This is a genomic window from Piscibacillus salipiscarius, from assembly GCF_042685285.1.
In the GTDB taxonomy this organism is placed as follows: domain Bacteria; phylum Bacillota; class Bacilli; order Bacillales; family Alkalibacillaceae; genus Piscibacillus; species Piscibacillus salipiscarius.
In genome coordinates this window covers 42,576-55,090 of the sequence record NZ_JBHUMZ010000050.1, presented here as the reverse complement: position 1 = coordinate 55,090, position 12,515 = coordinate 42,576, and the positions used below count along the sequence as shown (strand labels likewise).

At 30.7% G+C, this 12,515-nt stretch carries 14 protein-coding genes; 3 read left to right on the top strand and 11 right to left on the bottom strand.

Translation table 11 applies throughout. The annotated features are described in order from the left end of the window. The first annotated feature begins 28 nt into the window (after positions 1 to 28). Complete coding sequence (locus ACFSW4_RS14275) at positions 29 to 556, top strand: crossover junction endodeoxyribonuclease RuvC (protein WP_279401703.1); 528 nt, start codon at positions 29 to 31, stop codon at positions 554 to 556. A 1,407-nt stretch (positions 557 to 1,963) separates the two neighbouring features. Here ACFSW4_RS14275 and ACFSW4_RS14270 read toward each other — a convergent pair. Further along, complete coding sequence (locus ACFSW4_RS14270) at positions 1,964 to 2,179, bottom strand: hypothetical protein (RefSeq protein WP_377330109.1); 216 nt, start codon at positions 2,177 to 2,179, stop codon at positions 1,964 to 1,966. Between the two features lie 150 nt (positions 2,180 to 2,329). Between ACFSW4_RS14270 and ACFSW4_RS14265 the strand changes: the two genes are divergently transcribed. After that, positions 2,330 to 2,668 carry a recombinase family protein gene (locus ACFSW4_RS14265; RefSeq protein ID WP_377330107.1) on the top strand — a complete coding sequence of 113 codons (339 nt, stop codon included), beginning with the start codon at positions 2,330 to 2,332 and terminating at the stop codon, positions 2,666 to 2,668. Positions 2,669 to 2,880: 212 nt separating this feature from the next. Here the strand turns inward: ACFSW4_RS14265 and ACFSW4_RS14260 are convergent, their stop codons facing one another. From ACFSW4_RS14260 to ACFSW4_RS14245, 4 genes are read right to left on the bottom strand one after another with little or no spacing between them, the layout of a single operon-like run. Next, on the bottom strand, positions 2,881 to 3,882 hold the full coding sequence (locus ACFSW4_RS14260; RefSeq protein WP_377330105.1) for a hypothetical protein: 1,002 nt from the start codon (positions 3,880 to 3,882) through the stop codon (positions 2,881 to 2,883). 34 nt (positions 3,883 to 3,916) lie between these two features. Then, entirely contained in the window at positions 3,917 to 5,263 is a 1,347-nt protein-coding gene (locus ACFSW4_RS14255; RefSeq protein WP_377330103.1) for a hypothetical protein, read from the bottom strand. A gap of 26 nt (positions 5,264 to 5,289) precedes the next feature. After that, positions 5,290 to 5,946 (bottom strand): hypothetical protein, encoded by a 657-nt coding sequence (locus tag ACFSW4_RS14250; RefSeq protein ID WP_377330101.1) that lies wholly within the window; start codon positions 5,944 to 5,946, stop codon positions 5,290 to 5,292. A gap of 20 nt (positions 5,947 to 5,966) precedes the next feature. Continuing rightward, positions 5,967 to 6,293 (bottom strand): hypothetical protein, encoded by a 327-nt coding sequence (locus ACFSW4_RS14245; protein ID WP_054753989.1) that lies wholly within the window; start codon positions 6,291 to 6,293, stop codon positions 5,967 to 5,969. Between the two features lie 408 nt (positions 6,294 to 6,701). On the opposite strand from ACFSW4_RS14245, the gene ACFSW4_RS14240 reads away from it, so the two are divergent. Then, positions 6,702 to 6,929 carry an HTH-like domain-containing protein gene (locus ACFSW4_RS14240; protein WP_054753991.1) on the top strand — a complete coding sequence of 76 codons (228 nt, stop codon included), beginning with the start codon at positions 6,702 to 6,704 and terminating at the stop codon, positions 6,927 to 6,929. Between the two features lie 421 nt (positions 6,930 to 7,350). Here ACFSW4_RS14240 and ACFSW4_RS14235 read toward each other — a convergent pair whose 3' ends face one another. The 6 genes from ACFSW4_RS14235 to ACFSW4_RS14210 form a co-directional block, all read right to left on the bottom strand. Further along, on the bottom strand, positions 7,351 to 7,926 hold the full coding sequence (locus ACFSW4_RS14235) for a hypothetical protein (protein WP_054753993.1): 576 nt from the start codon (positions 7,924 to 7,926) through the stop codon (positions 7,351 to 7,353). A 213-nt stretch (positions 7,927 to 8,139) separates the two neighbouring features. Then, the gene (locus tag ACFSW4_RS14230) at positions 8,140 to 8,298 is read right to left on the bottom strand and encodes a hypothetical protein (protein WP_279401706.1); all 159 of its coding nucleotides are present in this window, start codon (positions 8,296 to 8,298) and stop codon (positions 8,140 to 8,142) included. Between the two features lie 45 nt (positions 8,299 to 8,343). Next, the gene (locus ACFSW4_RS14225) at positions 8,344 to 8,469 is read right to left on the bottom strand and encodes a hypothetical protein (RefSeq protein ID WP_279401707.1); all 126 of its coding nucleotides are present in this window, start codon (positions 8,467 to 8,469) and stop codon (positions 8,344 to 8,346) included. A gap of 632 nt (positions 8,470 to 9,101) precedes the next feature. Continuing rightward, positions 9,102 to 9,335, bottom strand: coding sequence for a hypothetical protein (locus ACFSW4_RS14220; RefSeq protein WP_054753995.1), 234 nt, complete (start codon positions 9,333 to 9,335; stop codon positions 9,102 to 9,104). Positions 9,336 to 9,679: 344 nt separating this feature from the next. Next, entirely contained in the window at positions 9,680 to 12,103 is a 2,424-nt protein-coding gene (locus tag ACFSW4_RS14215; RefSeq protein WP_377330098.1) for a heavy metal translocating P-type ATPase, read from the bottom strand. A 14-nt stretch (positions 12,104 to 12,117) separates the two neighbouring features. Next, the gene (locus tag ACFSW4_RS14210; RefSeq protein WP_377330097.1) at positions 12,118 to 12,444 is read right to left on the bottom strand and encodes a metal-sensitive transcriptional regulator; all 327 of its coding nucleotides are present in this window, start codon (positions 12,442 to 12,444) and stop codon (positions 12,118 to 12,120) included. Between the last annotated feature and the right edge of the window lie 71 nt (positions 12,445 to 12,515).

Below are 12,515 nucleotides of genomic sequence, written 5' to 3'. Positions count from 1 at the left end.
AATGACTTAAATATTTTTAAAGTGAGTGGTGATTAAAACAATTATTTTAGCGATTGACCCAGCTTTAACAACAACAGGATATTCAATATTTCAAATTAAAAATAAAACTTATATACAATTAGAATACGGTCGGTTTAAATTAGACAATAATTTAAACTATTTTGACCGCATAATAACAGTTAAAGTGCAACTTGATAAACTACTCTCTAAATATAAAATAACCGATGTTGTTATAGAAGACATTCATTACCAAGCAAGAAGTGGGATAAAAGTTTATAAAAAGTTGGCACAAATGCAGTTTTACTTATTGTATTACTTTTTTAATTTACAGATTTGCACAAGTTTAGTTCAGGTTAATTCGTGGAGACATCTTGTTTGTAAATTTTATGGATTAGAAAATGCTAAAAAAAGTACATGGTACAAATTTATTTGTAATGAAATGATAGTTACTGACATCGATAACAATACTGCAGATGCAATTGGAATTGGTATATGGAAATATATAAATTTAACTAACCTCAGTTTATCGATAAATAAAGATATATTTGTCGATTAAATAAAGTCGTTGTTTCAAAATTTGACTTTATATAATCCTAATATATAATTCAATTACATTATTAAATACATATAAAAAACTACCTCAACGTATGGCTGTACGGAGGTAGTTAAAAGGACTAAAATTTCATATTTAGATACGTAACTATACCATATAAATAATAAAATACAAATTTTACGTATCGATGAGTCCTTTCCATTTTAACATCAGGGAAGGGCTTTTTTATATAAAACTACCGTACAAAAAAATAAGAGGTTGGTAGTAAGCCTCTTCCCGTTACTCGCCATAACGGAGATGTCGCACGTTAGAGGTGCATCTGCTTATATGGTGAGCAACAATTTAGATACACCATATAGGTCATAGAGTTGGCGACTTCCCTGAAGCTCCAAATTTGGAGGTCAAACCGTCCCAGTGCCATTAGGCAGGGATAGTACTAGCAGTTAGAGGGATTTTCTTTCCTACTATGTGTGGTAAAGCTGGACCAGGGCACAATATGCTAGTATGCGTTTATAACGCTGCTATACGGATACATTCGACACACTGACGGCTCCGTCGGTCATTATAAAGTATAGAACTATCTCCCTTTCGTACATAAAGTCTATTTTTATGTGCGGAGGGGGGATATACTAGCCGTTGCACTTCTCTTCCTAACTCACCGTTTGTCATTATTTTAAAACCTAAAAGATTTACAATCATCTAAATATATATATAAACGATATACAGACTAATGAATATAAATGTTAGCATTATTGGCATCCAGCTGGAAATAACTTATAATCTATAGTAACTCTTTTGAAGGGAGAGTAATAATAATGTTTAACGAAATAGATATTATGTTGCTACTAAAGTTGCAAATATTATGTATATGTTTAATTTTATCCTTAATATCGATATATTATTTCCTCGCTGTAAATCTAATTAAGCAATCTCATCAATTTGCTAAAGAAAAAGGATTATTAAATGACCGATTAATTAAAAAATGGATTAAAGAGAATCGCTTTAATTTACAAGAACATATAGAGTAGTCACTAATAAGCGAAAATCGTTTAAACTTTAACGTTTAAACGATTTTTTATTTATAACAATTTTTATATCAAACACCACTTTTATTTGAAAGATGCTCATTTTTTTACAATATTATATTAATACTTATCATTTATAAAGCTTTACGTGTATTCTTTATAATCAGTTCAATATTATATATTTTAGTACCAGCACTTAAGTACGTTACAACATTCAAAAAACTATTAATCCTATTTAACATATAAATTTTACATATAAGATATATCTCCTATAATAGATTTGTTATATACAATAAATTTGTTATATACAATAAATCCATTATAAATAATATATACCATCTAATGCATATACCTATTCCTTGTATTTTCAATTTAATGTAGAAGTTTATTCACCTAAATCTTTGAGCGCATCAGTTAATATCACACAATTGTTCTCATCTTCATTATCAGTTATTGTAGTACTTCCTTTAATAAAACGAGTAGAATTCAATGATGCTCTGATTTTTTTAAAGTATTCTTCTGCCTCTTGGCGAGTATAAAATACCTCAGTTGAATATTCGGTAAAATCTCCCCAAACTTCTACAATAAAGTTTTTTTCCATTTGTTACACCTCTTGTTTGTGATTTCATCTGTCATTTTAGCTAATATAATTTGTTTTTTATTCTACCTATTAAATATATTATTTGATTTTACAAATATAATGCTACCAGCTAGAATAGGTCCATTCAATCAAAATGATGAGGTGATAAAAATGGAATTCAATGAACTTCAATACAAACGTTGTGCATTCTATGTAAGGTATTACAATGATAAAATGAAAACTAATCAACTACTAAGCCTAATGGAATTTTGTCACGAATACGGGATTCTACTAGGGTATTCCGCATATTTCGAAGATTATATGAATGACGAATATACTGAACGTAAAAACTTCTCTCAACTCATCAAAATAGCTAAGTTAGGTGAAATAGAAGTAATTGTCGTGCATAGCAGTCACTTTATTGATTTGGATTACAACCAGTTCTGCTCCCTAAAAAATGAATTACATCAGAATAATGTTCAATTAATTACTTTAAGTGATATATCATAAAGGTCTGACAAATAATTAGGTGTTTTTTAATATTCTCTAAAATACCTTTATATTGTTTATATTAGACCCCTGAATAATAACTTTCCTATTATTCAAGGGTTTTTAAAAAATTATAATCAAATCCCTATTTGGGCACTTTCATAATATTATCGTTGTAGCTTGATGTAGCTAGTCAAATATTAAAAGTTTTTTTGTAGTGACATTCAATGTTTTTAAGGATTAACAATAAAACTATCCTCTGAAAATGTAATTTCTGACTCGTTTTTTTCAATTTCATTCTCTATTTTAACAACCTTATTTCTCGACATCTGATTACTAATAATTTTAATTTCTACAACATTTCGACCGTCTATAATATATTCTGATAAATCCAATGAATGGGTGTATTGATTTCTAGATTTTTTTATGTAGAACTTATAATTATCTGTTTTTGTATCATCATATACCTCAATTACATTTCTATTAAAGTCATTATTATCTAATCTAATAACATTTGGCGATATATTTTCTTTATCATTAACAATATTAATTGTAGCTTCTATATTCTCCATGTTTTGCACAATTAATTCCAAAGCTATATTTTCATTGTTATCTTTAAAATTAACCTCAACAAACTGATTTTGATTGAATGAAACTAATGTTATACAGATACCTACAAATAGTGCCAGAAAACTTATATATATTAGAGAACCATAGGGTGCTATAGTTTCTTCAATTTTTTCAGCTTTTGATACAACTTTTTTTAATTTCTCTTTTTTGACAAAGAATAAAATAATAAAAAATATTAAGGCTAATAAAGCGCCAAGTATAAAATACCCTAATAAATTGGGGTCATTAAACAATTCAAAAATACCAAACAGTAGTGCTACTCCAAGTATTGCATAAGCACACTTTTTAATAGTTTTAAAGATATCATTAAATTTAATATCTGCGCTCTTATAAATTGTTTGTTTTTCTTCCTCACTTTCAAACATTTGAAAAGTTTTAAGCTCTGCATAAATGTAAAGGATTACCTTTATTATTATTGTTAATATTACTGTAAATGATATCACAGATATTATATTCTCTATACTAATAAAAGATTGGGTATATGCACTTGAAGAAAAAATATTAACCCATGATTTAAAAACATTTTTTAGTAAAAACCAGGTTCCACCAAACATTGTTAATGTTACAATTAACCTAGTTGTTCTATCTACTTTATTATTCTCCATTTTATAAAACACCTTTTTATTTATTGTTAAGTTGTTATTTATTAGAATTTATATCGCTAAATTTCAAATTTTCATATTTACTGTAATTGAATTTTTTACCTAATTTTTTATCTGCGTACCTCTTAATTTTAGTATTGTCACTTTCTGCAGCACTTCTATTAAAAAGTTGGTTATTATAATTTATTCCACTTAATAGTTCAATAATATTTCCTCTTGAAAATTTGTCCAAATAAGGTTCTATACATCTCATAAATGTAATATCTGCTTCATCAAATGAACCACTATAACAATGATGTTCTATAATAAAGTCAAAAAATTCCTCGGAACAGTTGTGACTATTAGAAAGTTCTTCTAAAAACTTTATTTGAGGAGGAGTTATTAAATATTCCAACCTATATGGCGAGTAATCATATCGTTCTTTGTGTAGTGCAATTGATAATTCTTTAAAATGTTCTACTGGATTATCATATAAAAAATGACTCTTAATTTGGAATGAGTATTTAGTTTTTACTTTTTCCTTTATAAGTTGCTTTGAATGGTCTTCCAGCAAATTAAAAACTCCATCATATGTTGCAAGAAAATCTATCATTTTTTCTATATTGATATTATTTCTTGAAATTTGGCTGAAGTAAGAAGTATTTTCTTTAATTATCTGAAATAAATTCACTCTATTCCGCTTAAACATAATTGTCAAAACTCTGTAATTGATAACTCTATTGTTCTTAAATTGTTCTCCATCATCATCTTCTTTTCTAAATACAAACTTCCATAATGCTTTGAATACTTTCTCCTCTAAATTTTTATTAAAGTATTTAAAATATTTTGTATCAAGATATTTTTCAAGATTATCATCTTCTTTTTTGGGAAAATATTCTTGATTTTCCGCAATATCTTCCATAAAGAAGTCAAATACATCTTTTGAAAAGATTGGTGATTTAACTAACAAACCTTCAAGCATATTACGAATGTGACTCCTTGCATTTTCCTTAGTTGGCATAAATAAAATATCAAGTTCATTAAGTACAGGGTGAGCAGATAAATGACGATGTTGTTTCAGATGTCTGATATTTTCATTAACTACATTATCTAATAAATTTGTTTTCTCAAATACTAAGTTAATCAACTTTTGTTCCCAATCAGGGGAAGTTGAAGACTTTCGTTGTTCCTCCCTAATGATTTCAAGTATTTCTTCAGCAGTATCGTCTTCGTACTTCTCATAAAGTTCTTTAAGTTTATAAACTAAATCACATACAACAACAGAATATAACATTACAACTGCTGAACGATAATTACCAGTTGTATATGAGTCGAGGACCTCTTCAAAGTATTCTTTTGTTTTTTTGTGATAGATATTTTCGAACATTAACTCTATTGAAGACATATTAGACAATCCTTTCTTTAACTCACTTAATCTCTATTATATAATTCTCCTGTTCTTATTTTTTCAATCAATTCCTTTGTATGTTCATTATCTGCCCAAATTGATGAATGGAGGCTTCCATAATTACCTTTAAAATAATCTGCTAATTGCATCATTATCTTCTGTATTGTCTGCTCATTTAATAGATTAGCAACTTTAATATATTCAATCTCTCCAAATCTAGCTTTATAATATGCAATTTTTTTTATGTTCATATGTTGATAGTTATAATCGATATCGGACATAGTTTCTATTGCAAGTTCATTCAAGAAAAAATAACCCAATAACTGTAAGTTATCTAATTGATTAAATTCATTATATTTGGTTGTTTTGAAATCATATAAGGTATCGTCAATAAATACATCAGCATCTGCACCATTCACCAACAATGAAGCAGCACCAAATTTCGGGTTAAATACAACTTTACTTCTTTTTTTTATTATTTCAGGCACGATGAAATTCTTCTCAAAAACATTTAATAGACCGTCTAGTTCATTCAACACATTTTTAGTTGCTGGTTGAAACATGATGTAATTTACATCGATTTTTTCTTCTCTTACTCTACTTCTTGAGAATTGTTCTAACTTAGCTAAATGAACCGCTGAGTCATAAATGGTATTTATAGAAACTGATTCGCTTTTCAAATACTCTAATACAGGATTAACTATTTTAAATATTCATCGTCATCTAATTCTCTATATCTTTTCAACTTGTCAAATCCTTTTAGAGCAACGAGGTCATAAACTGCATCATTTTTATTTATAAATTTACTAATTCTAAAGCGAGCAAGGTAATCGAATGCAGTACCCACCAAACCTGAGTCATATGTATTATTCAATTCATTTACTACAAAATAATTATAATTTCTTGAGAACGGTTCCAAACCGCTCTGTGTAAAGAAATCCTGCTTAGAAGGTGCAACCGATAATAAAATGTTTTTAAAGTGTTTATCTTTTTGATTCTTCGCATTAAGTTTGCTCGTTAATGACATGAAAACATCTCCTCGCTAGGTCATTGCTAAAGTCACTTATCATTATAGTACCATATTCTCATATTAATCCATCTATGGAAACAAAAAGAAAAATCATAAAGGTTAAGTGCAAATTTGAGTTCCGTTACTTAAATTTCTTGTTATAATAATAGCAGTTTAATCATTTGTGCATTTTATATTTATAATAAATAATCCAATAGTATCATAACTATAAAATCACATTCATCCCATTTTAATATAGGAGATTCATCCGTTTGACAATTACTAGTGGTATGATTCATCGAAATTATTTACTCCCACTTAAATGTCATAACTCCCTCTTAGAATAATCATTACTTTTCTAATACTTCTATGAATATTAAAAAAATATATTATTAAAGTTACAATTAAAGAATGAGGTGAAATTCATTGAGAAAAGCTGAGCTTGGAAAATTATTAAAAGATATGTATAACTCTGCTCCTCCAAAAGAACAAGTGACATTTATTCATCTATTTGGAATTAAATATGGAACCGAAATCTTACGAAATGATTATAATATCGCTGAAATTGTTAGCATTTCAGGAATTAGTGAATCTTACAAGACAGAAGTGAGAAAAGGTGTTAATCTATCAAAATACGTTAATATAATGAAATAATATAAACTAACTCTCTAAATCTTTATTTCTGTGAAACAAATAAAGTAAGTTGCTCAACATTAGAATAAGTTGTCGGCATTTTGTCGGCAAAAAGGGAACAAGCAGAAAAAACTAAAAGTGATTAAGAGGGAAATAGTACATTTACAAACACTTAAGAACGCTGATTTAAAGAGGTTTTTGGTCACTATAAATTACATCGGGTGAAAAGAGGTTGAACAATACCTCTTAATTGACAGGGTGGAGGTCGGTGGTTCGAGCCCACTCGGAGTCATAGGGTGCCAAACCCCAAAGACCCCTTTCGTCGCAAGGCCTGAGGGGTCTTTTCATTTTTATATACTATATAATAATGATTAAAAATAAGTATGCAATTGATGACCATTTAAAAAAAGAACCAATTATAATACTCTATGTTTCCATTTCATCAGTTATGAATCTTATCAATTATTTTTATTTCCCCTGTTAACAGATATTCCCATAACGGTTTAAAACCAAATTTTGAATTTAATTCTTTATATGTTTCACCTGACCAGTAAATATTAGCAAGTAGGGAAAACATTAAATATGATTGCTGAATACCTAACAAGTTCATATCTGCTCTAAAGTATTGGCTACTTTGCACAAGGTATATTGTTCCTCCACTAATATTAAGCTTAGATTTCATCCTTTCTATATCATCAAGTGTTGAAAATCCAAAAAACGACTGAAACCTGGATGGCTTGTCTTGAAAATTACTTCTGCGTACATATTCAAAGAACCATTCAGTCTGTGCATTATTACCTTGAAGAGCATTAATATATTGTAGTCCATGTTTACTAATACCCTCTTTAAATAATTCTTTAATGTGATTTGAGATCTCTTTAGAATTCGAATTAACATATATAGGATTTAGTGATATTTCTTTACCAATTTCTAAACTTCCAATTCTATCTAGATGGTAAAATTGTCTAGAATTTTTAATCTCTTCATCAGTTGATTGTATATTACCAAATTCGCTCATAATACCCCCCCCTAATCATTTTTTTCGACAAATAGTAACTTTTTTCCTCTATATAAGGATAAGGGGTTAGTGGATGATATAGAAAAGTTAAAATAACTCAGGATAAGAAGGGTAAAACACGATTATTAACTGCATAGATTAATCTCAAAAAAAATAATAAGGATAGCGTATAAGCTATCCTCTAATTAATGCGGATAATATTGGAGCTTCCATTTATTTTGATTCCCTGAAGCTCTCCCCTCTTAACATGATGAATACTACATCTTTCTCGCTCATTTTCATTGTTTTTTCATTGGCTACGATGTGCTCATCTTCTCCTCCACGATCTACAATAGCGACACCTTTTTTAATTTCATTTGTAAATGTTGTCATTATCTAATATCCTCTCATTTAATAAATTATGATGGTTCAAAATGTTCAAAAGTTCTTTGCCCCATCTTCTTTCGTGTAGTTCACATCATCAGCTAAATTTAAAACAACGTCTAAAACTTCTGCATCTATTTTCGTTTCAAAATATACTTCGTGTAATTCTTTGATGGTCATTAAAAACCCTCCCTAAATGATGTTATGGAATCTGCATTACGATGTATCGTCATCTTTCAAGTGCGATGTTATTTTTAACATGAAAATTAACGTAAAACTAGATTTTAATTTTTAATATGGTATTCCATTAATAAAAGGCATACAGGAATATCTCTGTAAAAACTTATTACAAGTGTTCTGAAGGTTAATATCCCAATATATGTAGTCATGCATATAGGAATGTAGCATAGCGTTGCATAGATCGTTTCATATTACATAGTACATTCAAGTGAACATGAGATTTAATGTTACATGTGCTATTCAAAACGATATAGTAATCCATATAGGAGGGTGTTATAAGCGTTGTAATAGATGGACAATAGATATGATCTATCTTTTTTCTTGTCCTAAGTTATGGGAATAGATCGTAAAACTCATATACATGAGTTAAATTAAATGAGTGGTAGGCTTCAGTCTTTTTTCTCCTCCCCTCTTCCGTATGTCAGGGTGAAATATTATTTAATTAATGCGGACAAATAGCAGGTTAATCACTTGATTGAATCTAGTATCTAAAAAAAGATGTTTATGTTAGGTAGGTGGGTAGTTCTAAAAAAGTGTGAGAGTTTAAAAAAGCACTCAATAAAATGAGTGCTTTAAATATCAAATTCATTAATTTTAAAATTGCCTAACTTATCAATCTCTAATTCATAAGCTCCTTTTGATTTAAGGTATTTTAGAATATTGACTAACATCATGTAGTTAATACCTTTTCTCTCCATTGATAATCTGAATTCTGTAAAGTCAGGCATCTCTTCTAATGGTTTCTCTTGTTTGTAATAAGGGTCTAATTCATCCATTACTAATGATACATGACTTTGACTTATCATATTTAGATCATCCAATTCACTTTCAATCTGTTCTTGAAAGCCATTTATTAATCCAAATATAATTTTTATATCTATTATGGCCTTTTCATTAAGTATGTAGTAAATTATATAGCGAAAAAAATTAGAAGGCTATTATGAGGGATAAAATAATGTACCCGTCTATTAAAATTTATTAAATAGAATTGTAGTCCCTTCATGGACGTCACGGGGCTACATCATATCTAGAAGTTATTTAAAACTGCAATGCATCCTTTTTAAAAAATAAGTATAGAAAAAAAAGAAAACCTGTTGACTGTTTTCAGAAGGCTTTTGTCAACAAGCTTCATAAAAAATTCTAAAAATTATTAAACTTTTAGCTTTTTCAATCTAAGTGAGTTAGTTACAACCGATACAGAGCTAAATGCCATCGCTGCACCTGCGACCCATGGTGCCAGAAGACCTACAGCTGCAATCGGAATCCCACAACTGTTATAGAAAAGAGCCCAAAATAAATTTTGTCTTATATTACGCATCGTTTTCTTACTCAATCTAATGGCATGAGAAATATTAGATAAATCACCGCCTACTAAAGTTACATCTGCTGCTTCAATCGCAACATCTGTTCCAGTCCCAATAGCCATTCCAATATCAGCTGTTGCTAATGCAGGTGCATCGTTAATTCCGTCACCGACCATCGCTACTTTTTTACCGATATTTTGTAGCTCCTTTACTTTACCTGCTTTATGCTCTGGTAAAACTTCGGCAAAAACGTGATTATTAGGAATGTCTAATTCTTTAGCTACAGCCTTTGCTGTTAACGTATTGTCACCAGTCATCATATAGACTTCTATTCCAATGCCTTGCAGATCTTTTATAGCCTGTTTTGAGGTTTGTTTGACAGTATCTGCAATTGCAATTAAAAAACGAACTTCTCCGTCAATGGCAGCAAGAACAGCTGTTTTTCCTTCTTGCTCAAAGTTCTTCATCTGGTCTTCAGCATCACTTATGTTAATTCCTCTTTCATTCATAAGCTTACGAGTACCAACGTAAACATCATAGCCATCAACTTTTGCAAAAACACCGTGTCCAGAGACTGCTTCAAACGAAGCAGGATCTATTACTGTAATTTCTCTTTCAGTTGCATAAGCGATAACCGCTTCAGCCAAAGGGTGTTCTGAACGTTTTTCAGCTGATGCAACTAATGAAAAGTCTTCCTCTTTGCCTGATAAAGTCAAAACATCTGTCACACGTGGTTTACCTTCAGTAATGGTTCCTGTTTTATCGAGTAAAACTGCTTCAATTGCTTGAGTGCCTTCTAAATACTCTCCACCTTTAAATAGGATACCTTGCTCTGCTCCTCGACCTGAACCAACCATGATTGACGTTGGTGTAGCAAGACCTAAAGCGCATGGGCATGCTATGACTAATACTGCAATTGATGCTTCAAGCGCTGATGACCATACTCCCGGGTCTACGGTGAAGAACCATACTGCAAATGTTACGATAGCAATGACTACAACTATAGGTACGAAAATACCTGAGATTTTGTCGGCCATTCGTTGAATAGGTGCTTTCGACCCTTGTGCGTCTTCAACAATTTTAATAATACCTGCTAATGCGGTGTCTTTTCCGACCTTTTTAGCAGTCATCGTGATTGTTCCATTTTTATTAATTGTAGAACCTATGACTGGATCTTTTTCATTTTTATCTACAGGTATCGATTCTCCTGTAATCATGGATTCATCGATAGACGTCGTACCTTTAGTAACCTCTCCATCAACAGGAATCTTCTCACCTGGTTTAACAATAATGTAATCCCCGACTTGCACTTGCTCAATTGGTACACGCTCTTCTTTACCATCGCGCAAGATCGTTGCTTCATTTGCTTGAAGTTTTAATAAATTAGAAATAGCTGCAGTTGTTCGTCCTTTGGCTAATGCTTCAAAATATTTACCTAGAATAATTAATGTGATCAAGACTGCACTCGTTTCAAAATATAGCTTGGCGTGCATAATTGCTTCAGATTGCCATAATAATGTTTGAACAACGCTATAAAAAAAGGCAGCTGACGTACCAAGTGCGACAAGTACATCCATGTTAGCACTTTTATTGACCAACGCACGATACGCACCTGTATAAAACGGCCAACCGATATAAAATTGAACAACAGCCGCAAGGGCGAATTGAGTCCAAGGATATTCTATAAATGCTGGTGCTGATAGGCCGATATCAAAAGGCATATGCCCTAGCATAGTTAACAATAATGGAAAGGACAAAATTGCTGAAAGAACAAATTTATTCCTCTTATTGCGAATTTCTTTTTCTTTATGTGATTGATTTTCATCATTATCTTCTTGTTTTACAAATGCTTCATACCCTAATTTCTTAACTTTTGCTAATAAATCGTCAATAGTTACGACACCAGGTGTATATTCTATTGTACCTGATTCTGAAACTAAGTTAATATTCGCTTGAGAAATTCCTTCCATACGTGAAAGACCTTTTTCTATACGGGTTGAGCATGCCGCACAAGTCATCCCTCTGATATCCAATTCAACCTTCTCTTCTTGTACTCCATATCCTAACTTTTGAATCCGTTCTACTATATTATTAACAGTCGTTTGCTCTTCATCATACGTCACGGAAGCTTTCTCCATAGACAGATTGACATTCGCATCAACACCATCCATTTTATTTAAAACTTTTTCTATTCTTGTTGAACATGCTGAACAAGTCATTCCTGTTATGTCCAACTGGGTTTGTTTTCTTTCTTTTTCTTCAATCCCCATGTTTTTCACTCCTATTATTTTGAGTATTGGTTAATCACTTTCATTAACTCTTCCATATACTCTTCACCATTACCTTGTTTAACTGCATTTGTCACACACATCTTTGCATGTCGCTCTAACATTTGATAGCCAACTTTATCTAGTGCTGCTTTAACAGCAGAGATTTGGACCAGCACATCAACACAATATCGACCTTCATCTACCATTTTTTGCAGTCCTCTAACCTGACCTTCTATACGTTTTAGCCTGTTAGTAACAGCCTCTTTCTCAGAATTTGTTCGTGGAACAACAGGTTCTTCCTGGTTCACAATTTTCATATCTTTTTCTTCATTCATGGTCATCCACCCTCTCACTATATACTATACCCCCCTTACGTATTTTTTTAACAGAATTATATAAGGGGTAAATCAAT

Bases quoted from the DNA above. Each gene is read 5' to 3' on its own strand.
- ACFSW4_RS14210 (WP_377330097.1), bottom strand. From the start codon at position 12,444: ATGACCATGAATGAAGAAAAAGATATGAAAATTGTGAACCAGGAAGAA.
- ACFSW4_RS14255 (WP_377330103.1), bottom strand. From the start codon at position 5,263: ATGTCTTCAATAGAGTTAATGTTCGAAAATATCTATCACAAAAAAACA.
- ACFSW4_RS14215 (WP_377330098.1), bottom strand. From the start codon at position 12,103: ATGGGGATTGAAGAAAAAGAAAGAAAACAAACCCAGTTGGACATAACA.
- ACFSW4_RS14270 (WP_377330109.1), bottom strand. From the start codon at position 2,179: ATGGAAAAAAACTTTATTGTAGAAGTTTGGGGAGATTTTACCGAATAT.
- ACFSW4_RS14260 (WP_377330105.1), bottom strand. From the start codon at position 3,882: ATGGAGAATAATAAAGTAGATAGAACAACTAGGTTAATTGTAACATTA.
- ACFSW4_RS14265 (WP_377330107.1), top strand. From the start codon at position 2,330: ATGGAATTCAATGAACTTCAATACAAACGTTGTGCATTCTATGTAAGG.
- ACFSW4_RS14235 (WP_054753993.1), bottom strand. From the start codon at position 7,926: ATGAGCGAATTTGGTAATATACAATCAACTGATGAAGAGATTAAAAAT.
- ACFSW4_RS14225 (WP_279401707.1), bottom strand. From the start codon at position 8,469: ATGACCATCAAAGAATTACACGAAGTATATTTTGAAACGAAAATAGAT.
- ACFSW4_RS14230 (WP_279401706.1), bottom strand. From the start codon at position 8,298: ATGACAACATTTACAAATGAAATTAAAAAAGGTGTCGCTATTGTAGAT.
- ACFSW4_RS14220 (WP_054753995.1), bottom strand. From the start codon at position 9,335: ATGATAAGTCAAAGTCATGTATCATTAGTAATGGATGAATTAGACCCT.
- ACFSW4_RS14245 (WP_054753989.1), bottom strand. From the start codon at position 6,293: ATGTCATTAACGAGCAAACTTAATGCGAAGAATCAAAAAGATAAACAC.